The following is a 23,559-nucleotide window of genomic DNA, read 5'->3' on the forward strand; positions in this document are numbered from 1 at the left end:
TTATTCGTCGATGTCCCAGCGGGAGCCGGTCAGCCAGGTCTGCCAGCGTCTGATGCTCTGGCCGGTCTGCCAGCGGCTGAAGGGGCCGCGAGCCTTGATGATCATGTGGCGGAGGTTGCCGCGGACTGCGGTCACGGCCGCAGTGAGGGCCGCGAGGGCTTGCAGCGGGATCTCGTAGTGGCGGCCATGCTGGGCCACGGCGTCCGTCGTGACCGTGGCGGAGGGGTGCAGTGCGGTCCGGCGGCGCTGTACGGCGTCGGTGGCGAGGGCGGCGGCCCGGTACAGGCCGGTCCGGCGGACTGTGTCTGCGGCGGCGGTGACGGCGGCCTGCAGGAGGACTTGCGTGGCTCCGCGGATCCCTGCGCCGCCGGTGGCCGTGGCGGCGGCGGACAGCAGTTGGCCGATGCGGCGCCCGGCGGCCGCCGCAGCGGTCTGGCCGGCGTTGAGTGCGAGGGCTGCGGCCCGGGCGGTGGTCGTGGTGGTGGTCGTGGCTGCGGACAGGGCCAGGTTGCCGAGCCGGCCGAGGGTGGCGTGGGTGACGCTGACGGCAGCGCGTGTGACAGCGGCCGCGCGTGTGACGCCTGGTGCGGTGGCTGCCGTCACAGCACGTGCCAGTTGACCAGTGCGGGACACGGCCGGGCTGGTCGCGGCGGTGGTCTGCGAGGACAGGGCAGCAGCCCGCTGGGTTGCCGGGCTGGTGGGGACCGCCCCTGCAATGCGCACAAAGGTTGCTCGGCGGACAGCATCCTGGAGGGTTACGGCGGCCGCGGCGCGGAGCTGGGCGGCCCGGGCCACGCCGGACGTGAGGGTGACGGCCGCGCCGAGGAGGATGCCGCGTGCCGTTTGCGTGATGCCGCCGGCCCCGGTCGCCGTGATCGTGGCGGCGAGGGACCGCGTGTATGCGGCGCCCTTGGTCATGAGGGCGCTGGCGGTGCTGGTGCCGGTCAGTGCCAGCGCGGTGACGCGGCCGGCGGCGGCCGAGGCGACTGCGACGGCCTGGCGGGCCAGGACCGTCGTGCGGGCGGCGGCCGGGCTGCCGGTCACGGCGGCCGTGAGCGTCGTGGACAGGCCGCGCACCGCAGTGGCCGACGCCGTGACGCCGCCGTCGCGGGCCATGAGAACGGTGCGGCGGACTCCGGCGCCCAGGATCTGCGCGGCCGCGCGGGCCAGGCTGGTGGTGCGTCGGAGCGTGCTCGTGCCGGTGACGGTGGCGTCGAAGCCCAGACCGGTCGACCGTGCGGTCAGCGGTGTGCCGGTTGCGGAGGCGTGACGGGCCAGAAGGAGCCCGCGCCCGCTGGCCGCCGTCCCGGTGAGCGTGCTGGTCCGGAGCAGTCCGGCCCGGCGGACGGCCGAGGCGGTGGTGGCGGCGATGGCGGAGGCCAGGACCGTCACGGTGCGGCCAAGGGCCGCCGCCGCGGTGGTGGTCACGGTGGCCGCCCGCGCGCCGAGCACGCCTTGGCGGCCCGTCGCGGCGGTGACGGGGACGTCGGCGCCCAGCGCCCCGAGAACGCTGCTGCGGCCGGTACCCGTGACCCCGGAAACGGTGACGGCCCGGGCGAGGCTCCCCAACCGTCCAACCGCCCCGCCAGCGGATGACGTTGCGGTGAGAACGGTGCGCAGGCCTCGCACGGCCGCCGCGGTGACGGATACGCCGGACGCGCGGGACAGGACGCCTGCGCGGCGCGCGGAAGCCGTCGGCGCCGACGTCGCGCTACGGGCCAGCACTCCCTGCCGTCCGGTCGCCGCGGTGACGGCCGCAGTCGCGGTCCGGGGCAGCACAGCCGCGCGGGCTGCCCCGCCCGTCAAGGCTGCGGCCCCGGCGCGGGCAAGGAGCGCCTGCCGCGAAGTCGCGGGCGTGGTCTGGCCGTTGGCGGTGCGCGTCAGCACGGCCCGCCGGGTGAGCGTCAGCGCGGTGGTGGCGGTGACAGCCCTGGCGAGCAGGCCCGCGCGGCCGGCGATACCGGCCATGGTCACGGTCGCGCCCGCGGAGATCGGCACCAGCTGCGAGGAGGAGGTGAACTCCACCAGGGCCCAGAGGGTGGAGACACGGCGCGTGCTGGACTGGGAGACGTTCCCCCGGTAGCCGATCTGCGCGGTCGCGAGTTTCGCCCGGGTCCACGCGCCGCCGCTCTGCGGGTCGGTGTACGAGGTGAGCTGGTGGATGAAGGGTGCGGCGGACCGGTGGGTGGCCCAGCCGTTGAGAGCGACAGAGACTGAGGCGGACTCGGTGACGGTTCCCGACGCCTGGGACTTCAGGCGGTAGACGATGCTGGCCGCAGTGGTCGCCGACGAGCCGATGCGCCCGCCGATGGCCACGAGGGTGATGGTGTCCGAGGCTCCGATCCCCGCCGACGTCGGGGACGAGACGGCGAAGTCGTCGATCGTGGTGGTGCCGGTCGCCGTGGTCTGGTTGTAGCTGGTGGCGTCGTTCGGGGTGGTCTCGTTGACGCGGGTGTAGTTGTTCGCGCTGCCGGCGGTGCCGCCGACCGCGGTGGCCCACAGGTTGCTGTCGCCGGCGGCTGCCGGGACCAGGTGCACGACGCTGCCCTCGCCCGGCAGCGAGGTCTGCGCGCTGCCGGTGGTGTCGTTGACGGCGATGTCGTCGATGTTGATGTCGCCGGTCGTGGACGCCGTCTGGAATCCCGCGCGGACGCGGGAGAACCCGGACCCGGAATCGATCGTGGTCATGGTGGCCGACCCGAACGCTGTGCCGTCCAGGTAGCCGACGACGGCCGCGGTCGAAGCGCCGTCGTCGTCGTCCAGCTCGACCCGGTACCAGGTCCCGGTGGTGAGGGCGGCTGAGGGCGTGCTGACGACGCTGCCCAGGTCTGCGTCGTACAGCTGCAGGGTGCCGTCAGCGTTGAGGGCGATGCAGTGCGGGAAGTTCCCGGACTGGCCGACGCTGTAGACGATGCTCGTGGCGGACGGCACCGTGTTCACCCGCAGGTAGAACCGGTGATACGTCCGCTTGTTGGCGTCGGCGGTGTCGACCTGGTGCTCGATGTACCCGGTTGCGGCTGCCGGGTGCGAGCGAAGCGATGCTGCTCCGGCGCGGTGCGTGGTGGTGTCGATCGTGCAGGTACCGGTCGACGAGGTGAACTCGACGTTCGCGGTCAGAGACTGCAGCTCGAACCCGCAGGTCCACATCCGCGCCACGAGCGTGTGCCCCCTTACCGGTCACGAAGCGGCTGGGGCACGGGCCGGCGCATCCCGCTCACCGCAAGCGGCCCCCTCGCGGCGGAAGTTCGGCCCCCGATCTGCAGGTGGGTCAGGAGAACTTGCAGGTGAGGGTGTACGCCACTTGGTCGCCAGAGGAGAGGCTCTGCGCGCCGTGGTCGGCCTTGAAGAACAAGGATCCGTTGGTGACGTTGCTGACGCCGGGGATGTTCCCGCCGGTGACGACGTCGTTCGCGGCGATCGTGGAGATCGCGGTGGAGCCGTTCTGGGCACGGGTCACGGTCAGCGTGTTCGTGCTGATGCCCGTGATCTTCATGACCTCGGTGCGGTAGCCGAGCGTCTTCACCGCTTTGGTGATCTCGTCGTCCTCGGTGAGGGAGTCGATCGTGTAGTACGAGGCGCCGCCGGGGAGGTCGCCCGCGAGGCGTGCGGCCTTGATCTCCCGGAGCACGCGGACCCGGAACAGGGTGGCGGTGCCGGTGAGGACGACGGCGCGCTCACCATTGCGTTCGATCTCCCAGGCGTAGCGCTGGTACTCCATGCGCTGCAGCTGGCCGAGGAGGCCCCCGCCGTCCTCGCCGTAGAAGACGCCGCCGACCGCTCCGACTTTCCGGCGCATCGCGGCCGCTGCATGTTCCACAAAGCTGGGGTTGAGGACGGTGTCGGCGTCCTGGACGAGGATGAGGTCCTGGTCGTCGAGGTCGGGCAGGACTTCGTCCAGGCCGATGTTGAGGGCGCCGGCCTTCTTGCCCTTGACGTTGCGCAGGTCGAGGACCGCCGCGCCGGCGTCACGGGCCGCAATCGCGGTGGCCATGTTGTCGGTGCAGTTGTTGGTGACGGTGATGATCTCGTCGGGCACACGCGTCTGGACCTGAAGCCCGCGGATGGCGGCGGCAATCCGGTCCGCTTCGTTGCGCGCCGGGATCAGTGCGATGACCCGTGGCTGCTGATAGTCGTGTGTGGCCGCCAGCAGGGAGGCCGTCGTGTAGGTCGTCATGTGGCTGGTCCAAAACGGGTGGTGGGTCAGGGACTTGGCTGAAAGCCGGGCCTCTTCGTGCCGCCCTCGCCGGTCCACGCCTGCGGGTAGGGGCACTCGGGCATCAGGCGTCGGCCGTTCGGCTGCTGCCGTCGGTGGCCGTCTCGGCCTCGTCGACAGCTGCGCGGGGGTCGGCTCCGCGGGCTGCCATGCCGGCGAACGCGAACTGGTCACGGGCACGGCCCGCGGCCTCGTCACGGTCGAGCCGCGTGGCGCGCAGGTCGCCAGCACATGCCTCAGGCGTCGCAGGCGCCGACACGATCGGGTTCGGCTTGTACCGGCTGCTCATGCGCTCGCCACCGGACGGCGCAGGAGCCGGCACTTCTCCGCGTGCGCCTGCGCCACCGCCTGGATCTCGGGCAGCGTGATGTCGATCTTCTCGTCACAGGCGTCGTCGCCCGGCTCCAGATCGATCGGCTGCCCGGCCGTCCACTGGCACCGCTCCCCACCACACGACGCGAACAGCGCACCGTGGCGGAAGCGGATGTCGAGGGGTGCGCCCGCGACCGTGATGTAGCGGGCGATGACGCCGTCCGGCCACGGCTCGTCACGCAGCACGCTGGGCGCGGGAGCACGGCCGGTAGGGGTGAGCAGCGCACGCAGCGCGGTGTTCAGCGCACCGAGTGCCTCCGCCATGAGCCCCGTGTCCGAGCGGTCGTCTTGGACGTCTGCGTACCGACGCAGCAGCGCCCGGGCCACGCTCTCTTCGGGCGTGATCGGGAGCTGGACGGCACGGCGGGAGTCACAAAGCTGCGCGACGCCGGCCTTCATGGCGGCGACGGCTTCGGCCACGACCGTGGACCTGTCGCCACCGCGAACGCCACCGTGCCGTACCAGGGCCTGGCGGGCCGCGGCCTCGCTGACCGCGAGCGGTTGAACGACGTCGAGGAAGTAGAACGGAGGCGGCGGCGGCTCGTCCCGTTCCGGGTGGGTAGTGTCGGGCATTGCCTGCCCTTTCGTCGCTGTCAGGGTGGGCGCCCTCGCCCCAAATGGCGTTCCAGCGCCGGGGCGAGGGCTTTGTGCATCAGCAGCGCGGTGCCGCTTCCGGCGAGTGTATGGCATGCCATACGCTATTCGGAAGCGGCCCGCCCAAATGGAGATGGGGCCAGGTGTGATCGAGGAGGTTCAGCGAGTGGTCGAAGCGGTAAACGCAGTGAGGGCCATCGAGGAGCCCGAGCGCCGAGCACGGGCAATCACTGAGCTCCTGAGGGCCCAGACCGAAGCCGACCCAGACCTACGCGACGAGCGCCGCCAGATCGCCCTCAGCTGGCGCGCCGAGGAACCGCCGGTCTCGTTCCGCGAAATCGCCCGGCGCCTCGGCGTATCGCTCGGCACGGCGCAAGACATCCTGCGCGGCCACTCCGGCCCCTGGAACAACCGGCCGAGAGCGAAAAAGAAGAAGGACGAGGGCAACTCAGGCGCCGACAACAGCTAGACGAGCCGCGGTGCACCGGCGACGGGTCCGTGCCACCCCAGCCGGTCACCGACGCTCGTGAGGCGACGCCAGCTGCAGCTGAATGCTGCGAGATCTTCAAAAGACGGCCGCCGCCCTCGACGACGCGTAACACTGCCCCAACACACGCGTCACTGGGGGGACCATGGGCGAAACACCAGCACGACCACCGCGGCCGGACGAGGAAGACCTCCTGCGCTTCCACAACGGCGACACCCTCGACAACATCCCCGTTGTACGGCTGCCCGAGCACACCGCTGCCCCGCCCCAGCCCGCGGGGCTGAGCTGGTGGAAGGTCGGCGCCCTGGGCCTGGGGGTTGCCGCGCTCGGGGCGCTCGCAACGGTCGGCGCCCTGCAGCTGGCCGCCGGCGACGGCCGATCCGGTCCACCGGCCGCCGCCCGTACGCCCGACGCACCGGACGCCGCGGCGGCCGAGCAGGACGCGTCAACCGCCACGCCATCGCCGACACCCACAGCGTCCGCTCCGTCCGGCAACGACTCGCCTGCCATCACGTCGGCAAGCGGCGTTGAGCAGGTACGCGTTATCCAGGCGCCGGCCACGGGCGGAGACGTCGCCACGACGTACTGCCTGGTCTACACGGGCTCGGAAGACGACGGACAGAAGGAGGCCGTCCTCCTCGCGGATGCGCCGGCCTACCAGTGCGGCGACTTGCTGTCGTACGACCCCGTGCACGGCTCGCTGCACGACACGGTGCCAGTGTGCGAGCCCCCGTCCCGTGCGGCGATGCTCGTTTTCGATCCTTCTTCGAGCTGGGGCGACAGCTTGTTCTTCGCCTGCCTGACACAGCACCACGGCGCATAGCAGTGGCGGCCGGAGACGATCCGGCTGCCCGTACGGATGATGGGTCCGCCTCCCGGCCGGGCGGACCGTGAGGTCGGCAGGAGCGGACGCGGACGGCTGCCCGCCCGCAACCCGGGGGGCAGCCGTGCAGGTCGGAACGGATCCCGTCGCGTCAGGCGGGGCGTGCCGTGGGCGCTACGACGACGAGGAACTCCGGCTCGGGGAACTCCTTGTGGAGTTGGGTGACGGTGTCTTCCATCTCCGGGGCGGTCGGGGCGGTGGTGTAGTGCGCGAGGTCCGTCCGGCGGCGGCGGCCGTCCTGCTCGTCCATCTGGTAGACGGTGATCGAGTACATGGTGGGGTCCTTCCGGGCGGTGAGGGTGTGGACGCGGGCGGTGGCGGGGCGGCGGATGGTCAGTCGGTGGGTTGGCACTTGTGGGGCAGTCGTGCGAGGGCGAAGTAGCGGATCAGCCGCGGGTTCTCGCGGGTGGCGTAGCGCCCGCAGGCCTGGACGTCGCACAGGTACCAGCGGCCGGTGCGGGTCGACTTCTTCCAGGCGAGTTTGTCGTCGCCGCACCGGTTACAGCGGGCCAGCTTCGTGACCTCGGCCGCGTTGTTCATGGGCGAGCCGGTGGCGGTGAAGTGCTCCATGGCTGTTCTCTCAGGCGGCGGGGGCGGTCTGCAGGGTCTTTGGGGGTAGGGGTGGCATGGGGATGACGGAGATGTCGGTGCCGAGGAGTGGGGTGGTGGGGTCGATGGTGCGGACGATGCGCAGGGGTTGGCCGTCGGGGTCGGTGACGTGCCACTCGTGGATCGTGGAGCCGTGGGCGTGGGCGTGGGTGATGTCGGCTTGGGTCTTGGTGATGGTGTCGTGGCCCCACAGGGTGCCGTGGTGGTCGTAGTTGGCGACGATGGCGGGTTCGTCGACGGGTTGTGGGGCGGGTTCGGGGAGGGGGGTGTTGAGGGTGCGGATGGGCTGGGGGTCGATGGGGGCGAGGACGAGGGCCGTGCCGATGAGGCTGGCGGCGGCGAGTTCGATTGTGTTCACGGTGGGTCCGTTCGGGCTGACGGGGTGGGGGCGATGGGTCAGGCGTTGCTGCCTTCCCATCGTTTGTTTGTAGCCACAAAACTACGGCGATTGTAGCCACAAGACAAGGGGCTATGGTCGCTCGTTTGTGGCCACAATCTCGGGTAATCTGACCTCATGACACCCGACACCGGAGCCGAGTACGACACTCCCCGCAAGTTCCGCGCACCCGACGACGAATGGGAGCCCTTCGAGGCAGCCACCCGCGCCGTCCACCCCGAGGGACGTAGCCCTCGCGCCAAGGTGCTGCGCGAGTTCATGCGCTGGTACATGCGCCGCCCTGGAGCCAAGCTCCCCGAGCGGCCACCGGCCGGGCCGTGGTCGCGGAGCAGCCTTGCGTGCGGTGCCCCCAACTACTCCGACCGCTGCGAGCTGACGGCAGGCCACAAAGGGCGCCACCGGGACGGCATCATGACCTGGCCGGAGGGCGTGGAGCGCTCGGTCAGCCCGGCGGGCAGCGAGGAGACCACTGCATGAGCGAGCGCTCAAAGGTCCGGATCACGGTCGACGCGAGCAGCGTGACACGCGCCTTGGACCGGGTCGCCGTCGAACTGCCACAGCCATCTGATGACGACGAGGGAACGGACCTGGTGTGCCCGGGCGGGGAGTCCACCGCGTGAGCGTTGGGATCCAACTCGTCGGCGGCCCGGCCGACGGGTACGAAGTCGTCATCCCCGGCGATCCCATGGACCCGCCCGCCTGTTGGGAGGTGTTCGCGGCTTCAGGGAACATCTGGGCCACTGCCGGCCAGGGACAACCTCCTAGTGCGGGGGTGCGCGAGCTGATCTACCGTCGCGAAGTGAACCGCAGCGACGACGGCCCGCTCTGGCTGTACCGCTACGCCGAGCCCACCGCATGACGGCCCCGCCCGGGCACCCGGGCGGGGCCTCACTATGGCAGCTGCGACACTCAGCCGCCCAGGCTGTCCACCATCTTCAGTTTGTCGAACTGGCCGTCCTTGTCCGTCCACCCCAGGCCATTGATCGCCTTCGCCGCGAGCAGTGCGGTGTAGTCGTCCTCCGACAGCGACTTGCACGCTACCGGCCGGTCCTTCCCGCCTGCCCTGGTCTTCTTGTCCAGTCTGTCGAATGCGTTGTTGGCGACGCTCTCGTAGTTGGACCGGACCATGGCCGCGAGTGTCTTGTCGAGCGCGTCGACGCGCTTCTTGGCTTCGCTGACGGTCGGCTTGTCGGCGGAGTCTGCGCCGGTCCGGTCCGTGAGCGCGGCGGAGCAGTCCTTGGCTTTGTCGTCGCTGGACTTCGAGCAGCCGACCGCCCCGAAGGTGAGCAGGCAGGCGGCGAGCAGGGTGATGGTGGTGCGGCGCATGGTTTCCCCCCAGTGCGTGAATGGTGGGCGGATCGTAGCTGCCGGCGGGGTGAGTGCGGGCCGGAATGCAGTGGCATTGCTGGGGTGGGGGGACTCATGGGCGGCAGGTGGTCAGCACCGGGAGTATTTCGGCTTGGCGGTGCGGCAGGAGCGGGGGGCGGGTGTCGGGGCTGGGCCGGATGATCCGGTGGTGGAAGGGGCGCGGCCGTGCGTGACTCGGGGGGTGGCGACGGTACGGTGGGAGGTGTTGGGGGCGTGCTCTGTCTGGCGAGACGAGGGAGCGCGCCCCTTCCGCATGTTCAGCGGCGGCGCAGGTCGCGGTACCGCATCGCCCTCACGCCGTCGCCCGGGCGACGGATGCCGAGGAACCGGTAGAAGGGGCGAGCGATCCAGTGCTGGGCGTAGATGCGCAGACGTCTCACGGTTGCTGCCGCCCGGGGCAGGCGGAGCAGAGGTCGAGGCCGGCCTGAGTGGACGGACAGTCGCACTGCGCCTTCTTGGGCAGGAGGTCGGCGAGCGCCTGGTCCCAGTCGACGAAGCGCACGGCGCGATCGTCGAGGTAGGCGGTCGCGGGCAGCTTCCGGTTCGTGACGAGGATGCGGTCCCGGTCGTTCCAGAACTCGCAGATTGCGTCGCCGGGCGGCTCCCACGTGATGTTGAACTCGCCGTGCTCGAACAGCCAGTCGGCGACCTGCTCGGGGCTGCGGCTGGTGAACACGAAGACGGCGTCGCGTGCCATGAGGGCGCGGAGGCCTTCGAGGGCGCCGGGCATGGGCGGGTCGTAGATCGTGCCGTCCTGCCAGCCGCGGCTGTAGGCGTGGATCACGCCGTCAAAGTCCACTGCGATCGTCACGGGTTACTGCTCCTTGGAGTGGTGGGTGTGGCAGCGGCAGGTGCACGGCGCCTTGCAGAACTTGCAGCGCGCCGGCGTCTTCGCTCCGGCGAGCCCGGTCTTGCCCTGGCAGTAGCCGTGCTGGCCGTGGAGGCAGCCGGTGGACAGGTAGACGTGCGTGCCGAGTCGGTGGGCGAGGCGGGTGAGGGCGACGGCGGCCCAGCCGACCAGGCGGGCGATCACGTCGGGTCCTCGGCCTGCTCGGGCAGGTCGATCGCGGCGTGCAGCTCGGCAAGCCGCTTGTCCCACCAGCGGGCCATGGACGCGCCGAGGGGCGGCGGGCCGGCCTTCACCCAGCGCTCGTAGAGGTCGATAACGCGGGTGACGTCCTGCTCGGCGGACTGGTGGAGCGCGCCGAGGAGCTTGGTGGTGGGCAGGATCACGGCCAGGACCGCGTCGGCCATGGCGTACTGGTCGACGTCGCCGAAGCGCGCCAGAGCGTCGGCCAGCTGCTTGCGCAGCGGGGATGTGATCGACCCGATCGGGCACTCGGGGTGCGGGTGAACCTCCTCGCCGTTCTCCTCGTAGCAGAGGCCGCAGCCGAGGAGGCGGGGCTCGGTCGCAAGACCTTCGAGTTGGGTGCGGAGGTCGCGGGCGATGGCTGCGTATAGCTGCCGGTCGTCGGTCTTGAGGGCGTTCTCGGCGAATTCTTCGAGCCGGGTCGCGAGGCCGCGTACGCTCTCGATGGCGGCCTCGGCCTGCTCGGCGCGCTGCTCTGCTTGCTGGCGGGCCTCGTGCGGGGTGATCTTGCCGACGCGCTGCAAGGTGAAAGCGAAGCGCTCGGGGTCCTCCGCGACCTTGACCTCCATCGAGACGGGCGTCTCGCTGTAGTTCTCCGCGTCCCCGAGCATGGCGCGGGCGGCCCCGACCCAGTAGGCGACCAGCTCGCGGGCGGGCTCCAGCTCCATGGTCGCTCCGTTACGGAAGTCCATCGACCTCAGCCCGGTCTCGTCCAGTTGCTTCTGAATCCAGCGTTCGCGGGCTTCCTCGTCCCGGCCTCCCAGCTCGGCGAGGATCGCGTCGCGTTCGGCGTACAGGGCGTCGAGTTGGTCGCTGGTGATCGTGTCGACGGTCAGACGGTCGGTCATGCGTTGCTCCGGTGCTGGTGGTTGGGGCAGGTCGGGTCGTGTTCGGCGCCGGCGGATGTCCACCAGCGCTCGCAGCACGCGGCCGCGAGGGCGATGGCGACGACGTCGGCGGTGACGTCGTCGGCAGCCGGAGCGGGTCGGGCCGCTTCTTCGGCCCGTCTGGCCTCGCGTCTCAGGGCGTCCTCGAGGGAGCCTTCGCGCATGAACGCGACGACTGCCATGGCGGAGCCGAGGACGAACGCGCCGCACGCTGGCAGCGCGTGTTTGTGGGCGGCGTAGACGGCGCAGACGGCGAGCCAGCAGAAGTGCGCGCCGTGCGCCACGTACAGGGCCTGCGGTATGCGGCGTGCGTTCATCTCAGCTCCCGGGGCTGGTTGGTGTACTGGCAGAGGGACCAGAGGGCGTCTTGGCGGGCGCCGCAGCATCGGCAGCGCCAGGGGCGGAGCCAGGTGGGGAGCAGTTGTGTCACGTGGGTGCTCCTGCGCGATCGGTCAGGTGTTGCGGCAGCACTGGGCGCGCCAGCCGTGGGGTACTTCGAGGCGGATCTGGGGTGTAGGGGGTGCCGCAGGCGGCGCAGCGCCCGCTGTACAGGGCGGTGAACCAGGGGCGTTGCTGGGGTGGGAGGGTGCCCGGCTCGGCCGGCGAGGTGTGTCCGCCGGCCGGGGGCTGTGGTGCGGGGCGGCAGTGCGCGCACATGCTCGCCTCGAGGTCGGTGAACTCGCAGCGGGTCATCGCTTCGGTGGTGGTGTACTCGGGGTGGCGGGTGGGCTCGTTGGTCTCTGGGTTTGGTCTTTCGCGTTGGTGAGGGTGGGGAGGCCGGCTTCGAGCCGGGCGGTGATGACCGGGTCGGGTGTGCAGTCGCCGGTGCAGGTCGGCGGGCACAAGGCGGTGGCGTCTGGGTCGGCGTCCAGGGCGAGGAGAACGAAGGCGGGCTCGTCGGCGAGGTGGTCGGGGTGGCTGGCCACCAGGCGCAGGACGCGGTGCAGTGCGCGGCGTTGGGCGGTGTAGGCGTCGAGGAGGGCGTCCACGGCGGCTGTGCGGGTGTCGGTCACGGTGTGGCGCCCTGGGTTGTTGCGGGGGCGGTATCGGGCTCTGGGGCCCAGCGCACGGTGAGCCGGTCGGGGTCTTCGCTGATGGCTTCGCTGATCGAGGTGGCGGCGAGGAGTCCGAGTTCGGGGTCGGCGACGATCACGAGTCCGGTGGGGAACTCGACGCCGGCGATGTCCGGGCGGTCGGGGTGTGTGAGGACGAAGCGCCGTGCGAACTGGACGGTTTCGGCGCCGGTTTCGATCGTGTTGCGGCTGAGCGCTGCGGTGTGGTGGCGGATCCGCTCGTACTTCTCCTCGGTGCTGTGGCCGTCCCAGGCCGCACGCGGGTGGCCCGGGTTGACGTGCTCGACGTGCTCGAAGAGGTCTGTGTCGCGGGGGTGGATGTGCCAGCTGGCCTGGTGGCCGCCGATGTACAGGTAGAGGATCTGCCAGCCGGGTTCGTCCAGGTCCTCGGCCGGAGCGGTGACTGATCCGGGGAGCAGGGCGGCGAGGAGCGCCAGGAGGCGGGCGCGTTCGCGGTAGGTGTTGTCGAGCTGGGCTGCTGCGTCGTCGCGTTCGGCTTCGGTGCGGTCGATGCGGCAGGCGTAGCACCAGTCCGCGCACGGCAGCTGCTCGTCCGTGCCGTCGGGCCGGAGCAGGCCGAAGGCCATGTGCTGGTCGACGCCGCGCTGCAACCAGGCCTTGAGGTGGTCCCGCTCGTCGTACAGGGCGGTGAGCTGGTCATCGGTGATGGTGTCGGTGCTCTGGCGGGGGCCGGTTCCCGGTTCGCGCGGCAGGATGCTGCCGGGGTCGATGGTGATGTTGCTGTGGGCGAAGCGTGGTGAGCCGCCGTTCGTGACTTTGTGCCAGCCTTCGCCGGCCTCGTCGTCGATGTAGAACGTCTGGTCGCCGTAGTCGACTTCGACGATGTTGCGGCGGGTGCCGACGAGGTGGCGTGCCCAGTACTGGGGGAAAGGCGCGTCGGTGACGATGGCGGTGATCTGGCGTGCGGTGCAGGGCTCGCCGTTCCACTGCGTGGGGCGTGGTGGCGTCACGTCAGTCTTCTTTCCGTCGGGTGTCATCCAGGCCGGGTGCGGTTGTGGCCTGGTCTGATGCAGAGGGGTGGACTGGGTCAGGGCTGGGGCCGGCGGTTTTGCCCGCGATCGTCTTGGCGTACTCGAGGGCTTTGGCGTAGGCGCTCGGGGTGTGGCCCCATGCGGTTTCGACCTGTGCCTCGGTGACGGGGATCTCGCGGTAGGGCTTCGCGGGGAGGGGCTCACCGGTCTTCAGCGCCCACCAGCCGGCGCACACCATCGCGCCCAGGGGCAGGCCCCGGAACGTGGCGACCGGCACGTAGGCGCCGAAAGCGTTGACGGGCAGGCCCTGGTGGCAGAAGAACGGCTCGTCGTCGGGGAGTTGAACGCCCTGGTTCTCCAGCTCGGGCGAGCCTCGGCGGAAGGCGCAGTCGGCGCAGGGTGCGCGCATCACGCCGGGCGGGCGGGGCGCTCGCTCTGCTTCGCCGCAGGGGTCGTCGGTGAGGCCGCTGCCGGAGCAGTGCAGGCAGCGCTCGCGGGCTTCGCCGTCCGGGCCGGGCTCGATCCCGCCGACGCAGAACGGGCACTTCCAGGGAGCGATGAACAGGCCGCTCACAGAACGTCCACCCGCTCCAGGCCGGCGGCCTTGAGCTGCGCCTCGTGCGCGGCGCTGCCGCGTCGCATGGCTTCGCGTGCTTCGTAGCGCCGGACGGTGTCACGGAGTTGGGTGAGCTTGTTCTGCTCGATGACCGCGGCAGCCGGAACGAGGGTGAACAGCACGAAGATGCCGGCGACGGGGAAGTTCCCGAACAGGTACTGCTGCACCGCGCACCACGCGGACCACACGGAGTGGAGGGCGTAGAGCAGGACGAGGATGCGAGAGCAGCGGGTCACGAGCGGCCCCCTTCCGACACGGACTCCTCGTGGATGTGGTGGTCTGGGATGGAGAGGTCACGGGTGCCGTGGGTGAGCCAGCGGCCGTCCTGGGTCCGGGTGGCGGCCTCCACAGCGTCGCCGGCGGCCGCCTGCTCGCGGGTCGTGGCGGTGCTGCCTGCGGGCGTCCAGGCGAAGGCGGCGGAAGGGGTGCCGGCGGAGGCGAGGGCTTTCATGTCGTCGACGAAGCGGGCCACGGTGTAGGGGTGGGCGTCGTGTGCGGGTGGTGGGGTGGGTTCTGCGGGCGGGGCGGTGTCGTAGCCGCGGGGGTGGACGGCGATACCGAGGGCGTGGCGGATGCCCGGGTACAGGCGGTTGGCGTCAGTGGCTCGCTGGATCTGGAAGTCGATCGGCAACCCGGTCCGGAGCTTCCCGTGCTCGCTGATCGCCGCGCACAGCAGTGCCCACTTCCCGTCGCAGCGGTGCGGCTGCGGGTGTTCGGGGAAGAGCAAGTCGAACTCGTCGTCGGGAAGCATGAGTCTGACGTCGACGTCGCGCCACGACTTTCCTCGGCCTGCGCTACCGACGAGGTAGGGCAGGTGGCCGAAGGCCGCTTCGATCTCGCGGGCCCAGGCGTCGAGGTGCAGGACGGCTGGCATGCCGACGCTGATGGCTCCGGTCTCCCGGTAGAGGGGGGCGGTGCTGGCCTCGGCGGGACCGGCGGGCCGGGTGCCGGGCTCGGCGTCCATGTGGGCGTCCGTCTTTGGTCTGGGGTGTCGGTGGCTGGTCATCGCTGGCTGCTCCGGTGGATGTTGCGGGCGAGGAGGAACGTCTCGGCGGGGATGGGGGCCCGGGCGCGGGTGTGGCGTTCGAGGGTCTGGGCGAGGAGGAGACCGTTGGCGGGGCTGAGGAGACCGGCGAGCTTTCCTGCAGGGCCGCCGAGGGCGTTCTCGACGCCGTTCGCGAACCAGTGCTCCCGTGTCGCGAACTCCGAATGCCAGTAGGCGTTTTCGGTGAGGTCGTGGCCGGCGGCCTCGGCAAGGGTGCGCAGGTGCCGGGCCGCGGCAGCGACGACGTCGCCCGGCAGCAGACCGGCTGCAGGGCTGTCGCTGCCGGGCTGGCTGAGGGTGTGGAGCTGGACGACGTCGGCGCGTGGTGTGGGGGCGGGGCTGCCGGAGTGCTCGGGGCAGTAGTCCTGGTCGCCTGGGTGGGTGCGCCAGCCGAGCCAGCGGCCGACGCCTCGGGCCTCGTCCAGGCTGCGTGCGTCGGTGATCAGCTGGGCCGCGCAGACTCCTTCGGCCCATTGCCGGTTGCAGTGCAGGGTGACGCTCGTGCTCACGTTGGCTCCCCTGCGCTGCCGAGGATCGCGTTGAGGGTTGTGCGGGCGTTGTCGATAGCCGGAGTGAATCTGGTGCGGGGCGTGGTCTGGGTGTCCAAAAAGGCTCCTCGAGGCGGTGGGCGGCCTGGCGGGGCCCGGCCGCCGGGTGTGGCGGCCGGGCCCCGCTGGCACTAGGTCAGGTGCGAGCCGGCTGCGCCGGAGTCAGGGGGCGGAGGAAGTCGAGGACAGCGCGGGCAGTTGCGTGGAGCTCCTGCTTCTGCGCCGGGGGCAAGTGATCGAATGGCATCGACGTCCTGCCGGTGACGTGTTCGTACGCGCCGAGCAGGCGGGCGACGTCGTCGACCTGCATGACCGGCGCGGCCTCGGTCTCGTAGCTGATGACGATCTCGTCGGCGCCCGGCCAGAACGCGATCGCGTTGTCCGGCAGCGGCTCGTTCGCAGCGAGTTGCTGGGCCTCGCGGTACGAGCGGTCGGCTTTGCGCCAGGCGTCGTTCACTGCCGAGTGGGCGGCGCCATGCGACGGATCGACGGGCACGACGAACTCACGGCGCGTGATGATCGATGAACGCTCTGCATATGCCATGGAGAACTCCAAGGTGAGGGTGGGTGATTCAGCCCCGGCGGGCCGAGGTACGGGGGGGTGTGGTCGGGGGTCAGCGGTCCGTGGAGGACTCGGGGTTGGGGGTACGGCGTGCTCGCCGCCGTTTGAGTGCGGCACGGGCCAGGAGGAGAGCGGGGATCGCTATCAGGCCGGCGCCGAGCATGCCCGCGCCGACCACCCATGCTGTTGCAGCCGCGATGACGATGAAGACGTCGTGAATGGGATTGTTCACCCGGCCGGCTCCTGATCGGTGCCGGCCGCCGCGGGCCGCTGCTCGGGGCCGGGCTCGCCGGTGCAGCCCGACTCGGCGCAGGAGTGGTTGTCGCCGGTATCCGGCTGCTGCGCCTGGTACGTCCACAACTTGCTTCGGCAATCGGCGCAGTCGGCCCGATATTCGACCTTGGTCCGCTGCTCCGGGTGCTCGTGCTGCTCGGCCTGGTGTTGCGCTGCACGCGCCACCTCGGCCGCGTCGCGCCTGCCGCATGGGTGCTCGGGGTGCGGGTGCGGGAAGTCGCAGGCGGCCTGCTGCTTGGCGACGTCCACCAAGGCGCCGAGTGCTTCCTGGGCGGCCGGGCTGAGGTCGGGCGCGGCGTGCACGGTGACGACCGCCGCAGGCTGCTGTGTCTCGTCGGCCAGGCGGCGCAGCACGCGGATCGCTGCTGCTTTCGCCTCGCATGACAGGCACTGACCGCTGCTGGCGGGGCAGTCGCGGATGGCCGAGGTGAGACCGTCGATGGCCTCCTGGAGGAGCCCGGCCCGGTCGACGGCAGGCGCGGCAGCAGGCTCGATGCCGTCGAGGGCGGCGAGGATGTCCACGGCGAGGTCGCGGCGGCCGATCTGGTAGTCGTCAAGCCCGGCCGCTGTGTGGTCGCGAGCCTGGACGGCAAGGCCACGCACCCGCTCGATGACGGCCTGCGCCTTCTCCAAGTCGGGCACGATCAACTGGACGTGCCGCTTGTTCCCGGCGGCGACGTGCTCCAGCGTCGCGATGCGGGCCCGCAGTTCGGCTTGTTCGGCGTCCGCGACAGCCATCACCGCGTCGGCGCACCGCCGGTACCGGTCAGCCGTGGGTGTGGACAGCCTGGGGAAGATGCCGGCGGCCCACGCCCATCCGTCGGCGCGGGCCATCACCTCCGCGTATCGGTCGCGGCGGGCGGTCTTTGAGTCGGCTTTGGGCTCGGTGTGCTCCGGCAGGGTGGCCTCAAAAGCGGCGATTGCTGCCTCGTCCGGCTGGTCGGCCTGGCGGGCGAACTCGGTGCCGAGGTCGGTCTGGTCGGCGGCGGGCGCCACACCAGCGGCGTCCACGCTCTGCCTGGCGCGCAGAGCCCGAAGCACCGCGTAGACGTGATGCAGCGGCACACCCGGCAGAGCAACCCGGATGCGCTCGGCCATCTCCCTGTCGGCCGCATTCCACCCAGCGATCTGCTCGGGTGTTGGTCGGTCCGCTGCCACGACGGCCATGGTGCGGCGGATGGTCTCGAAGCGGGCGGCGAGACGGTCGGCGGTCTCGGTCTGGTCGTTCACGGTGGTGGCTCCTGGTCGTAGGGTCGAGCCGGCCGCCGCAGGTTCGAGCTGCGACGCCCGTGCTCGTGGTCATGCGGGCAGGTCAAGGTCGAGGACGCCCTGCGCGAACCGCTCGCGGGCGAGGTCGTGATACGCCGGGTTCAGGTCGATGCCGACGTACTGCCTGCCGAGCTGGCGCGCCGCGGCGCCGGTGGTGCCGGACCCGGAAAACGGGTCGAGGACCGTCCCACCTCGGCGGCAGCCAGCCTTGATGCAGCGGAGCGGCAAGTCGATCGGGAACACTGCAAAGTGCGCGCCCGGGTAGGGTCTCGTCGGGATGGACCACACGTCGCCGGGGTTGCGGCCGAGGGAGTGGCCGTCGACTCCGGGCTCGTCACGCTGCGAAGTGGAATACGTCTGCGCGGGCAGGACGCCGAGGCGCTGGCGTTCCTTGTGACCTCGCGGCCTGCGCTGCGGGCGCATGGTGTGCGGCTCGCGGATCGAGTCGAGGTCGTACCAGTACCGCTGCTGCTTGGCGAACAGGAACAGGTGCTCATGCCTGGTCGACAGCCGGTCCTTGATGCTCTCCGGCATGGCGTTGGTCTTGTGCCAGATGATCTCGTTGCGGAGGATCCAGCCGTCATCCTGCAGCGCGAACGCGGTGCGCCACGGGATGCCGAGCAGGTTCTTCCTCGGGCGGTCGGTCGGCTTCGAAGGCATGTTCTGCATGAGCTGTACGCGTCGGCCTTGCAGCGCGCTGGTTCTGCCCGGGTCGGTGTGCCCGCCGGCGGCGGCGTAGCTGTCGCCGAGGTTCAGCCACAGCGTGCCGTCGTCGGCGAGGACACGGCTGGCCTCGCCGAACAGGGCACGCATGGTCTCGACGTACTCGGCTGGGGTGGCCTCGAGGCCGTACTGCCCTGGCGTGCCGTAATCGCGGAGCCCGTAGTACGGCGGGCTGGTGACGATGCAGTCGACCGCACCGTCGGGCAGGGTGCGCAGCTGCTCGAGCGCGTCGCCGAGGAGCAGGGTCACCTGCTCGTCCTGGTAGTACGGCGGCGTGGTGTCGGTCATGGCGGTCACGCGTCCGTCTCGACAGCAGCCGGGACCGCGGCAAGGCGGGCGGGACCGTGCTCGCACGGCCACGGCGCTGACCGGGTGATCGTGCCGTCCTTGCCGATCACGGAGTGGGTGACGCAGATGTGGTGCTCGTCGACCTGGTCGCAGTAGTCGGCGCCGTCCTCGCGGTCGTGGCCGCAGTCGAACTCCAAGCAGGCCGTGTCGCCGCTGAGGACATGCGTGGGCACGCACTTGGGTTCAGGTGCAGTCGGTGCGCAGGTGGGGCATTCCTTGCGGACGTCGGGCAGCGGAAGCCCGTTGATTCCGCAGGCCATCTCCTGCTCGGTGACGTCGCCGAGGTGCTGGCCGCAGCCGTTGCAGGCCCGCTTCATCTTGATCGTCGTGCTGCCGTCGGGGTTGATCCGGTCTGGGGTATGGGTGCGAGGCTGCTGTTCGGTGGGCGTGGTGTGGTGGCTCATGGCAACTCTGTCCTTGTTGCGGCATGTTGAGATCGGATCGCACATGGGCAGCCGCTCAGGTGGCTTCGGCTACCGCGGCGGAGAGGGCGGCGTCGGTTTTCCAGAGGCCGAGGGCGCCGGCGCGTGGTACGGCCTGGCGCAGTGGCTGTACGTCGGCGAGTTCCCAGTGCCACATCTCCGGGAAGCCCCACGGTGCGCAGCAGCCGTTGCTGGCGCGGTGGCATCCGGTCAGGCGGGCGGTGGCGATGACGGCGGAGCGGGCCAGGGTCGGGTGCGGGGTGGCAACTTCCTTGCTGGGGATGTGTTTTCGGGCGTCCCAGAAGTTGGTGCTGCCGCCGAGTTCGTCGAGTCGGAGGGCGGCCGCGCGGCTGTAGCGGGCGATCGGCAGGGTTCGCAGGAGCGGCTGGCTGGCGTGGATGAACAGCGGGCCGCGGTATCGGGTGCTGCGTGTGCGGTTTTCGATCGTTTTGAAGCCTTCGGCGATGCTGAAGGCGTATGGCTGCTTGATGGACAGTCCTCGGGCCGCGGCCAGCTCGGCCTGGGTGAGGGTGCGTTGTTCGACGGTGGTGGTCATGGTGTCCTTCGTGCCTGGTGGAGGGTCGGGGGCGGTCACGGTGTCGGTCGTGCGAGGAGTGAGGGGCCGACGCCTGGCCAGCGCGGGATGACCGGCTGGGCTGGGGAGCCGGTGGCGTCGATGGCGCTGGCGATGACGCGGCGGATGCCGTCGCGGCGGGGTTCGGGGCAGCGGACTCGGTTCTGGACGTCGGCGAGGACCGGGCGCAGGAGGTAGGCGTCGATGGTGATGCGGCCGCGGGTGCTGTGCTGGCAGTTGCGGTCGGTGATGTGGAGCCAGTCGGCGCCGTCGAGGCCTGCGGCAAGGGCGAGTTGGTCGATGTGGTTGCCGAGGGTTTCGCCGCCGGCGGTCCAGGCGTAGCGGATGGTGGCTCCGCCATCGGGCCGGTGGAAGGTGATCCAGAGGAACGTCTCCGGTTCGGCGGTGCTGGCGATGTCGTCGACGACGGCGTGCTCGACCGGCGCCCGGTCGTTCGTCGGAACGAGCGGCACAGTGTCCGCAGGACACGGGCACGCGTCGAGGTCGGCGGGGTTGTAGAGGTGGCGGCGGGGTACGGCGGCCAGGTTCGCGCGGGTCGGATGGCCGAGGGCGTGGGGTTCGGGCATGGCTGGTTCTCCGGTGAGCTGGTCACAGGCGGGCGATGACGGCCGCAGCCGCAGTGTCCGAGGCGTGGCCGTGTTCGCCGGCCCAGTCCGCGATGTCGAGCGGGTAGCGCTTGTCGAAGTAGCTGATGACGACGACCGGTCCGTCTTGCCGGACCGTGTGGACCTGGTCGCCGGGCCTGGCGGCCTCGGCGATGACGGCGGCGGCGTGCTGCGCGTCGAGGCAGGTGAGTCGCAGGGTGGGCACGCTCATGTGCTCTTCCGTGATGGCGAGTTGGCCAGGGGACGGGCGCGCGGGGGCGCCGAGTCGGCTGCGGGCGGCAGCGGCGGCGCGGCCACCGGGTGTCCGGAGCCATCGGTCGCGTCGTTTCCGCCGGCAGCGGGGGCCCAGGCCGTCGCGGCTCGGCCGGGCCATGCGGTGCCTGCACTCGGCGCACCGGATGGCCTCGCTCACGTAGCCGCGGCTTCGAGGCCGTCGATGTACTCCAGGAGCGCGACGATGCCGGCGCCTGTCCGTACGGTCTCCTCACGGACCGTGCCGAGCTGGCCGTCTTCATCACGGGTGGCGTCGAGGACGGCCTGGGCGATCTCACCGACGCCTTCGACGAGCGCGAGGACCCATTCCTGCAGCGAGTGCTGCTCGGTTCCGAGGCGGGTGCGCTGCTGCTCGCGTGCGCTGCTGATCTCGAGGTAGGGGCCGGTGAGTCGGGGGGTGTCGTAGTCCGGGTACATGCAAGGTCTCCGGTCGGGGTCAGTGGGCGTTGGCGATGGTGAGGAGGGTGTCGATGCCGGTCGGGCTGGACCGGGCGAGTTGCACGGCGCCGACGAGGGTCGGGTAGGCGCCGGCCAGGACGGCGCGGTTCGCGCGGTCGGCTTCGGCGATGAGGGCCACGAGGCGGCCGCGGAACGTGCCCGTCCTGCAGGGCGCGCCCGGGGTCTGGTGGCCGAAGTGCTGCAGGACCAGGCGCGCGTCGTCGGGTGAGATCTGCAGCTGCTCGCCGGCCGGGGCCGGGCGGGGCGGAATGGGGCAGGTGGCGGTGGGGGTCACGGGGTGGGTCCTCCGAACAGGGCGGTCAGCACACCGGTCAGGTAGGTGCGGGTGGGCTCATCGATGAGGTGGGTCGGTTCGACGCACCAGCTCTGGTCGCAGTCGACGGTCACGGGCCCGGAGGGCTCGGTGCCGTGGCCGAAGCGGTAGGCGATACGGCGGGCCGAGTACACGTACGAGCTGTGCCAGAGCACGGGATTGCCCTGGTCGTCGACGGTGCCGAGCCACTGCAGGTGGCCGTCGGGGCGGTGGCGGGTCTGTCCCCAGAAGGCGTCCTCGAGGCACCGGGGCCTGAAGCCCCGTACGGATCGGCACGGGATGTGCAGCTGGCGGCGGACGGCGGTGACTGCTGCCGGTGCGACGCCGAGGAGCCGGACGATGTCCCGGTCCATACGGCCGACGCGGACGTGGGCGGCGATGTCCGCACGGATGAGGACCGTCATGCGGGTCCGGGCGTGGGGGTCGCTCATGCTGAGTCCCGGGCGATGAGTGCGCGGCTGACGTGGTGCAGCGCACCGGCGGTCGTGGCCAGGTCCGCGCGGGTCTCGGCGAGTACGCGTACGGCGCGGTCAAGCCGGCGGCGCAGGTTCTGCCGTTCCCGGTCACCGGCACGCTCGAGACGCCGGCGTTCGAGTTCCGCGGAGAGGCAGAGGCGGTTCAGGCGGGCTTCGGCGGCGCGCAGGCGTCTGGTGGTGGTGAGTCCGAGCATCGCGGTTCTCCTTCGGTCAGGGCCGCCTGCGACGGCGGCGGTCGTCGAGGCGGATGACGCCTTCCGGCAAGGCGCCCTGGCGGGGCCTGCCGGGGGTGTCAGTGGCTTGGAGGGGCAGCTGGGGCTGCTGGGCGGGGCAGGTGGCCACGTGCGGTTTGTGGAGGCGCTCGTAGCCCATGAGGGGCTGCTGTTCGGTGACACGGCGCGAGACCCAGGCAGTGGTGCCGTCGCGGCGCACTGCGGTGTTCCCGGCCGCGTCCGGTACGGGATCGACGGCCAGGCGCTTGCCGCCGGCGGTCGTCGCCCCCGGGAGGGTCCGCGTCCACAGCACGGGCTTGCGGCAGTCGGGGCAGCGCCCGGGCCCGTTCACCGCGGCCGCCCGTCGACGTCGCTGGAGGCCGCCTCGACGGCTGCCTCGTAGGCGGCCTCTGCGGCCTGGGCGCGGGCCCGGTGGACGCCCTCGGTCATCGGTTGCGGGCCGGTCATGCACAGACCGCCCTCGGCCGGGGCGCCGCAGTCCGGGCAGCAGAAGTGCGCGCGGATCCACGCGTCTTTGCGGCCGGGGTGCGGTTTCTCCCGCCGGTCACCGTGGCCGTTGGTGCACGGGAGTCCTGGTATGGCGTGGCACCAGGCGCAGCGCTGTTCGAGTTCGGGGTGCCGTCGCTCGGCACGTGAAGTCATCGTCGTTTCCCCCGGGTTTCAGGTTCCGGTGTGTTGCTGGTCGTCGACCGCGCGCATCTGGGAGCCGAGCTCGGCACGGTGCGGGTGAACGCTGTGCCGTGGCGTGCCGTCCGGCTCCGTGCAGAGCTGGCCGGCGGGCACCTTGCAGTGGCGGCAGGGGGCGTAGGCGACGTCCCAGGTGTCCAGGCGCGCCTTGTGGGCGATGCCGCGCAGTCCCACGCTGTTGCGGCACGGGGTGGCGGCCGGGGCCTCGCAGTAGCTGCAGGGCACTTTGAGCTCGACCGGCATGTACTGGGCGGCGGCGCTGGCGGGGTTGTCGGCTGCGATCACCTGCAGCACCGGGTCCCGGCCGTAGGTGCGCATGGCCGCGGATACGCCGTGGTCGGCGAGGTGGGTGCGGATGGTGTCCGGGTCGGCGGTGGCACTGCCCTGGATGGCCATGAGGAGCGGTGGCTGGGTGGCGGCTGCTGTCGTCCGTCGTGTGCGGCCGTTCGGTGTGGGTACGGGCGCGAGCGCGGGCTGCGTCTTGTCGTGCTCGCTGCCGTGTCTTTCCAGGCCGCGGGCAGGGGGGACCGGTGGACGAGGGCCGGGGCCGGCCGCGTCTTTGTCGGGTCCTTTGTCGATTTCTCTTTGATTTCCCCCGGCGGGGACGGGTTCCGGAACCCGTTGCGGAACGGGTTCCGCCCCCCTTCGGGCCCCGTGGCGCAGCGGGGGCCGCTCCCCGGTCACCTCGGCTTCACGCTGGGCCAGCTGGTCGGCGAGCTCCTTCTCCTTGATGCGCCGCTTACGCCGCGCCTGGGGCGTGTCGGTGTAGAGGTGCATGTGGGCGTCCCAGTCCAGCCGGCTGCTGCCGAGCGGCATCTGCAGCCGGTATGTAGAGCTGGCGTTGGGGCGCCGCTGCTCGACGAGGACCTGCAGCGCCTTGAGGACCTTCTTGGCCCGGGACACCGTCTCCTCGCTGCTGCCGACGATGGCGGCGATGGTGTCGGTCCCCGGGGAGGCGTTGATGCCATCGGAGTTGGCGTAGGAGGCGATGACCCAGCCGATGTGCACGATCTTGGCGATCTCTGGGCGGTTCATCCGCAGCGCTTCATCTCGCATCGCGTTGATCCACGCCGTCCGGGGGGCCTGCACCGGCTCGCTGGCGTTCACGAGAGTGCGCTCCTGGTGG

The 23,559-nt window shown here is 71.1% G+C and carries 39 protein-coding genes; 5 read left to right on the top strand and 34 right to left on the bottom strand.

Annotated elements, in window-relative coordinates; all coding sequences use genetic code 11:
- The 4 genes from JYK17_RS17490 to JYK17_RS17505 form a co-directional block, all read right to left on the bottom strand.
- Positions 1 to 3,156: a hypothetical protein gene (locus JYK17_RS17490; protein ID WP_222810716.1), complete on the bottom strand. Its 3,156-nt coding sequence runs from the start codon at positions 3,154 to 3,156 to the stop codon at positions 1 to 3.
- Between the two features lie 112 nt (positions 3,157 to 3,268).
- A complete protein-coding gene (locus tag JYK17_RS17495) occupies positions 3,269 to 4,174 on the bottom strand; it encodes a glycosyltransferase family 2 protein (RefSeq protein WP_261995842.1) in 906 nt (301 codons plus the stop codon).
- Positions 4,175 to 4,277: 103 nt separating this feature from the next.
- Positions 4,278 to 4,502 (bottom strand): hypothetical protein, encoded by a 225-nt coding sequence (locus tag JYK17_RS17500; RefSeq protein WP_222810717.1) that lies wholly within the window; start codon positions 4,500 to 4,502, stop codon positions 4,278 to 4,280.
- A complete protein-coding gene (locus JYK17_RS17505; protein WP_222810718.1) occupies positions 4,499 to 5,158 on the bottom strand; it encodes a hypothetical protein in 660 nt (219 codons plus the stop codon). Before JYK17_RS17505 ends, JYK17_RS17500 begins: the two co-directional genes overlap by 4 nt.
- A gap of 166 nt (positions 5,159 to 5,324) precedes the next feature.
- On the opposite strand from JYK17_RS17505, the gene JYK17_RS17510 reads away from it, so the two are divergent.
- On the top strand, positions 5,325 to 5,648 hold the full coding sequence (locus tag JYK17_RS17510) for a hypothetical protein (protein ID WP_222810719.1): 324 nt from the start codon (positions 5,325 to 5,327) through the stop codon (positions 5,646 to 5,648).
- A gap of 163 nt (positions 5,649 to 5,811) precedes the next feature.
- Complete coding sequence (locus tag JYK17_RS17515; protein ID WP_222810720.1) at positions 5,812 to 6,489, top strand: hypothetical protein; 678 nt, start codon at positions 5,812 to 5,814, stop codon at positions 6,487 to 6,489.
- A 151-nt stretch (positions 6,490 to 6,640) separates the two neighbouring features.
- Here JYK17_RS17515 and JYK17_RS17520 read toward each other — a convergent pair whose 3' ends face one another.
- The 3 genes from JYK17_RS17520 to JYK17_RS17530 are packed head-to-tail and all read right to left on the bottom strand — an operon-like array spanning position 6,641 to position 7,516.
- Positions 6,641 to 6,901 carry a hypothetical protein gene (locus JYK17_RS17520; RefSeq protein ID WP_222810721.1) on the bottom strand — a complete coding sequence of 87 codons (261 nt, stop codon included), beginning with the start codon at positions 6,899 to 6,901 and terminating at the stop codon, positions 6,641 to 6,643.
- Positions 6,883 to 7,119 carry a hypothetical protein gene (locus tag JYK17_RS17525; protein WP_222810722.1) on the bottom strand — a complete coding sequence of 79 codons (237 nt, stop codon included), beginning with the start codon at positions 7,117 to 7,119 and terminating at the stop codon, positions 6,883 to 6,885. Before JYK17_RS17525 ends, JYK17_RS17520 begins: the two co-directional genes overlap by 19 nt.
- 10 nt (positions 7,120 to 7,129) lie before the next feature.
- Positions 7,130 to 7,516 (bottom strand): hypothetical protein, encoded by a 387-nt coding sequence (locus JYK17_RS17530; protein ID WP_222810723.1) that lies wholly within the window; start codon positions 7,514 to 7,516, stop codon positions 7,130 to 7,132.
- A gap of 156 nt (positions 7,517 to 7,672) precedes the next feature.
- Here JYK17_RS17530 and JYK17_RS40560 point away from each other — a divergent pair, with 156 nt between their 5' ends.
- From JYK17_RS40560 to JYK17_RS17545, 3 genes are read left to right on the top strand one after another with little or no spacing between them, the layout of a single operon-like run.
- On the top strand, positions 7,673 to 8,032 hold the full coding sequence (locus JYK17_RS40560; protein WP_261995843.1) for a hypothetical protein: 360 nt from the start codon (positions 7,673 to 7,675) through the stop codon (positions 8,030 to 8,032).
- Positions 8,029 to 8,175 (top strand): hypothetical protein, encoded by a 147-nt coding sequence (locus JYK17_RS17540; RefSeq protein WP_222810724.1) that lies wholly within the window; start codon positions 8,029 to 8,031, stop codon positions 8,173 to 8,175. The genes JYK17_RS40560 and JYK17_RS17540 overlap by 4 nt, the downstream gene beginning before the upstream one ends.
- The gene (locus tag JYK17_RS17545; RefSeq protein WP_222810725.1) at positions 8,172 to 8,414 is read left to right on the top strand and encodes a DUF8847 domain-containing protein; all 243 of its coding nucleotides are present in this window, start codon (positions 8,172 to 8,174) and stop codon (positions 8,412 to 8,414) included. Before JYK17_RS17540 ends, JYK17_RS17545 begins: the two co-directional genes overlap by 4 nt.
- A 50-nt stretch (positions 8,415 to 8,464) precedes the next feature.
- On the opposite strand, the gene JYK17_RS17550 is transcribed toward JYK17_RS17545, so the two are convergent.
- From JYK17_RS17550 to JYK17_RS17675, 27 genes are all read right to left on the bottom strand, one after another.
- Positions 8,465 to 8,881: a hypothetical protein gene (locus JYK17_RS17550; protein WP_222810726.1), complete on the bottom strand. Its 417-nt coding sequence runs from the start codon at positions 8,879 to 8,881 to the stop codon at positions 8,465 to 8,467.
- 299 nt (positions 8,882 to 9,180) lie between these two features.
- Entirely contained in the window at positions 9,181 to 9,303 is a 123-nt protein-coding gene (locus tag JYK17_RS40565) for a hypothetical protein (RefSeq protein ID WP_261995844.1), read from the bottom strand.
- The gene (locus tag JYK17_RS17555; protein ID WP_222810727.1) at positions 9,300 to 9,734 is read right to left on the bottom strand and encodes an HAD family hydrolase; all 435 of its coding nucleotides are present in this window, start codon (positions 9,732 to 9,734) and stop codon (positions 9,300 to 9,302) included. Before JYK17_RS17555 ends, JYK17_RS40565 begins: the two co-directional genes overlap by 4 nt.
- A 3-nt stretch (positions 9,735 to 9,737) precedes the next feature.
- Positions 9,738 to 9,956 (bottom strand): hypothetical protein, encoded by a 219-nt coding sequence (locus JYK17_RS17560; protein WP_222810728.1) that lies wholly within the window; start codon positions 9,954 to 9,956, stop codon positions 9,738 to 9,740.
- Positions 9,953 to 10,861 carry a hypothetical protein gene (locus JYK17_RS17565; protein WP_222810729.1) on the bottom strand — a complete coding sequence of 303 codons (909 nt, stop codon included), beginning with the start codon at positions 10,859 to 10,861 and terminating at the stop codon, positions 9,953 to 9,955. Before JYK17_RS17565 ends, JYK17_RS17560 begins: the two co-directional genes overlap by 4 nt.
- Positions 10,858 to 11,217 (bottom strand): hypothetical protein, encoded by a 360-nt coding sequence (locus JYK17_RS17570; RefSeq protein WP_222810730.1) that lies wholly within the window; start codon positions 11,215 to 11,217, stop codon positions 10,858 to 10,860. The genes JYK17_RS17565 and JYK17_RS17570 overlap by 4 nt, the downstream gene beginning before the upstream one ends.
- 372 nt (positions 11,218 to 11,589) lie before the next feature.
- Positions 11,590 to 11,913, bottom strand: coding sequence for a hypothetical protein (locus JYK17_RS17575; RefSeq protein WP_222810731.1), 324 nt, complete (start codon positions 11,911 to 11,913; stop codon positions 11,590 to 11,592).
- Entirely contained in the window at positions 11,910 to 12,944 is a 1,035-nt protein-coding gene (locus tag JYK17_RS17580; protein ID WP_222810732.1) for a WDGH domain-containing protein, read from the bottom strand. Before JYK17_RS17580 ends, JYK17_RS17575 begins: the two co-directional genes overlap by 4 nt.
- A gap of 1 nt (position 12,945) precedes the next feature.
- On the bottom strand, positions 12,946 to 13,539 hold the full coding sequence (locus JYK17_RS17585; protein ID WP_222810733.1) for a hypothetical protein: 594 nt from the start codon (positions 13,537 to 13,539) through the stop codon (positions 12,946 to 12,948).
- Entirely contained in the window at positions 13,536 to 13,817 is a 282-nt protein-coding gene (locus JYK17_RS17590; protein WP_222810734.1) for a hypothetical protein, read from the bottom strand. Before JYK17_RS17590 ends, JYK17_RS17585 begins: the two co-directional genes overlap by 4 nt.
- Positions 13,814 to 14,587, bottom strand: a complete 774-nt coding sequence (locus JYK17_RS17595; RefSeq protein ID WP_222810735.1) for a hypothetical protein — start codon at positions 14,585 to 14,587, stop codon at positions 13,814 to 13,816. The genes JYK17_RS17590 and JYK17_RS17595 overlap by 4 nt, the downstream gene beginning before the upstream one ends.
- Positions 14,584 to 15,135, bottom strand: coding sequence for a hypothetical protein (locus JYK17_RS17600; RefSeq protein WP_222810736.1), 552 nt, complete (start codon positions 15,133 to 15,135; stop codon positions 14,584 to 14,586). The genes JYK17_RS17595 and JYK17_RS17600 overlap by 4 nt, the downstream gene beginning before the upstream one ends.
- Positions 15,136 to 15,310: 175 nt before the next feature.
- Complete coding sequence (locus JYK17_RS17605) at positions 15,311 to 15,718, bottom strand: hypothetical protein (RefSeq protein ID WP_222810737.1); 408 nt, start codon at positions 15,716 to 15,718, stop codon at positions 15,311 to 15,313.
- 70 nt (positions 15,719 to 15,788) lie between these two features.
- A complete protein-coding gene (locus tag JYK17_RS17610; RefSeq protein ID WP_222810738.1) occupies positions 15,789 to 15,968 on the bottom strand; it encodes a hypothetical protein in 180 nt (59 codons plus the stop codon).
- The gene (locus JYK17_RS17615; protein WP_222810739.1) at positions 15,965 to 17,260 is read right to left on the bottom strand and encodes a hypothetical protein; all 1,296 of its coding nucleotides are present in this window, start codon (positions 17,258 to 17,260) and stop codon (positions 15,965 to 15,967) included. The genes JYK17_RS17610 and JYK17_RS17615 overlap by 4 nt, the downstream gene beginning before the upstream one ends.
- 69 nt (positions 17,261 to 17,329) lie before the next feature.
- Positions 17,330 to 18,310: a DNA-methyltransferase gene (locus JYK17_RS17620; protein WP_222810740.1), complete on the bottom strand. Its 981-nt coding sequence runs from the start codon at positions 18,308 to 18,310 to the stop codon at positions 17,330 to 17,332.
- A 5-nt stretch (positions 18,311 to 18,315) separates the two neighbouring features.
- Entirely contained in the window at positions 18,316 to 18,774 is a 459-nt protein-coding gene (locus JYK17_RS17625) for a hypothetical protein (RefSeq protein WP_222810741.1), read from the bottom strand.
- Between the two features lie 55 nt (positions 18,775 to 18,829).
- The gene (locus JYK17_RS17630; protein WP_222810742.1) at positions 18,830 to 19,348 is read right to left on the bottom strand and encodes an ASCH domain-containing protein; all 519 of its coding nucleotides are present in this window, start codon (positions 19,346 to 19,348) and stop codon (positions 18,830 to 18,832) included.
- Between the two features lie 35 nt (positions 19,349 to 19,383).
- The gene (locus tag JYK17_RS17635) at positions 19,384 to 19,953 is read right to left on the bottom strand and encodes a hypothetical protein (protein ID WP_261995845.1); all 570 of its coding nucleotides are present in this window, start codon (positions 19,951 to 19,953) and stop codon (positions 19,384 to 19,386) included.
- Positions 19,954 to 19,975: 22 nt separating this feature from the next.
- Positions 19,976 to 20,203: a hypothetical protein gene (locus tag JYK17_RS17640; protein WP_222810743.1), complete on the bottom strand. Its 228-nt coding sequence runs from the start codon at positions 20,201 to 20,203 to the stop codon at positions 19,976 to 19,978.
- A 197-nt stretch (positions 20,204 to 20,400) separates the two neighbouring features.
- The gene (locus JYK17_RS17645; RefSeq protein ID WP_222810744.1) at positions 20,401 to 20,682 is read right to left on the bottom strand and encodes a hypothetical protein; all 282 of its coding nucleotides are present in this window, start codon (positions 20,680 to 20,682) and stop codon (positions 20,401 to 20,403) included.
- A gap of 19 nt (positions 20,683 to 20,701) precedes the next feature.
- Entirely contained in the window at positions 20,702 to 20,998 is a 297-nt protein-coding gene (locus tag JYK17_RS17650) for a hypothetical protein (RefSeq protein WP_222810745.1), read from the bottom strand.
- Positions 20,995 to 21,468 (bottom strand): hypothetical protein, encoded by a 474-nt coding sequence (locus JYK17_RS17655; protein ID WP_222810746.1) that lies wholly within the window; start codon positions 21,466 to 21,468, stop codon positions 20,995 to 20,997. Before JYK17_RS17655 ends, JYK17_RS17650 begins: the two co-directional genes overlap by 4 nt.
- Complete coding sequence (locus JYK17_RS17660; protein WP_222810747.1) at positions 21,465 to 21,707, bottom strand: hypothetical protein; 243 nt, start codon at positions 21,705 to 21,707, stop codon at positions 21,465 to 21,467. Before JYK17_RS17660 ends, JYK17_RS17655 begins: the two co-directional genes overlap by 4 nt.
- A gap of 16 nt (positions 21,708 to 21,723) precedes the next feature.
- The gene (locus JYK17_RS17665) at positions 21,724 to 22,077 is read right to left on the bottom strand and encodes a hypothetical protein (RefSeq protein WP_222810748.1); all 354 of its coding nucleotides are present in this window, start codon (positions 22,075 to 22,077) and stop codon (positions 21,724 to 21,726) included.
- Positions 22,074 to 22,388: a zinc finger domain-containing protein gene (locus JYK17_RS17670; protein ID WP_222810749.1), complete on the bottom strand. Its 315-nt coding sequence runs from the start codon at positions 22,386 to 22,388 to the stop codon at positions 22,074 to 22,076. The genes JYK17_RS17665 and JYK17_RS17670 overlap by 4 nt, the downstream gene beginning before the upstream one ends.
- An 18-nt stretch (positions 22,389 to 22,406) precedes the next feature.
- The gene (locus JYK17_RS17675) at positions 22,407 to 23,540 is read right to left on the bottom strand and encodes a zinc finger domain-containing protein (protein ID WP_222810750.1); all 1,134 of its coding nucleotides are present in this window, start codon (positions 23,538 to 23,540) and stop codon (positions 22,407 to 22,409) included.
- Positions 23,541 to 23,559 lie beyond the last annotated feature (19 nt).

The sequence above is a fragment of the Streptomyces plumbidurans genome, from assembly GCF_019857225.1.
In the GTDB taxonomy this organism is placed as follows: Bacteria; Actinomycetota; Actinomycetes; order Streptomycetales; family Streptomycetaceae; genus Streptomyces; species Streptomyces plumbidurans.

Coding starts and splice junctions, on each gene's coding strand:
- JYK17_RS17670 (WP_222810749.1), bottom strand. CDS start 22,388: ATGACTTCACGTGCCGAGCGACGGCACCCCGAACTCGAACAGCGCTGC.
- JYK17_RS17525 (WP_222810722.1), bottom strand. CDS start 7,119: ATGGAGCACTTCACCGCCACCGGCTCGCCCATGAACAACGCGGCCGAG.
- JYK17_RS40560 (WP_261995843.1), top strand. CDS start 7,673: ATGACACCCGACACCGGAGCCGAGTACGACACTCCCCGCAAGTTCCGC.
- JYK17_RS17565 (WP_222810729.1), bottom strand. CDS start 10,861: ATGACCGACCGTCTGACCGTCGACACGATCACCAGCGACCAACTCGAC.
- JYK17_RS17635 (WP_261995845.1), bottom strand. CDS start 19,953: ATGCCCGAACCCCACGCCCTCGGCCATCCGACCCGCGCGAACCTGGCC.
- JYK17_RS17660 (WP_222810747.1), bottom strand. CDS start 21,707: ATGCTCGGACTCACCACCACCAGACGCCTGCGCGCCGCCGAAGCCCGC.
- JYK17_RS17550 (WP_222810726.1), bottom strand. CDS start 8,881: ATGCGCCGCACCACCATCACCCTGCTCGCCGCCTGCCTGCTCACCTTC.
- JYK17_RS17605 (WP_222810737.1), bottom strand. CDS start 15,718: ATGGCATATGCAGAGCGTTCATCGATCATCACGCGCCGTGAGTTCGTC.
- JYK17_RS17595 (WP_222810735.1), bottom strand. CDS start 14,587: ATGACCAGCCACCGACACCCCAGACCAAAGACGGACGCCCACATGGAC.
- JYK17_RS17655 (WP_222810746.1), bottom strand. CDS start 21,468: ATGAGCGACCCCCACGCCCGGACCCGCATGACGGTCCTCATCCGTGCG.
- JYK17_RS17625 (WP_222810741.1), bottom strand. CDS start 18,774: ATGAGCCACCACACCACGCCCACCGAACAGCAGCCTCGCACCCATACC.
- JYK17_RS17515 (WP_222810720.1), top strand. CDS start 5,812: ATGGGCGAAACACCAGCACGACCACCGCGGCCGGACGAGGAAGACCTC.
- JYK17_RS17540 (WP_222810724.1), top strand. CDS start 8,029: ATGAGCGAGCGCTCAAAGGTCCGGATCACGGTCGACGCGAGCAGCGTG.
- JYK17_RS17495 (WP_261995842.1), bottom strand. CDS start 4,174: ATGACGACCTACACGACGGCCTCCCTGCTGGCGGCCACACACGACTAT.
- JYK17_RS17640 (WP_222810743.1), bottom strand. CDS start 20,203: ATGAGCGTGCCCACCCTGCGACTCACCTGCCTCGACGCGCAGCACGCC.
- JYK17_RS17505 (WP_222810718.1), bottom strand. CDS start 5,158: ATGCCCGACACTACCCACCCGGAACGGGACGAGCCGCCGCCGCCTCCG.
- JYK17_RS17570 (WP_222810730.1), bottom strand. CDS start 11,217: ATGAACGCACGCCGCATACCGCAGGCCCTGTACGTGGCGCACGGCGCG.
- JYK17_RS17630 (WP_222810742.1), bottom strand. CDS start 19,348: ATGACCACCACCGTCGAACAACGCACCCTCACCCAGGCCGAGCTGGCC.
- JYK17_RS17620 (WP_222810740.1), bottom strand. CDS start 18,310: ATGACCGACACCACGCCGCCGTACTACCAGGACGAGCAGGTGACCCTG.
- JYK17_RS17500 (WP_222810717.1), bottom strand. CDS start 4,502: ATGAGCAGCCGGTACAAGCCGAACCCGATCGTGTCGGCGCCTGCGACG.
- JYK17_RS17645 (WP_222810744.1), bottom strand. CDS start 20,682: ATGTACCCGGACTACGACACCCCCCGACTCACCGGCCCCTACCTCGAG.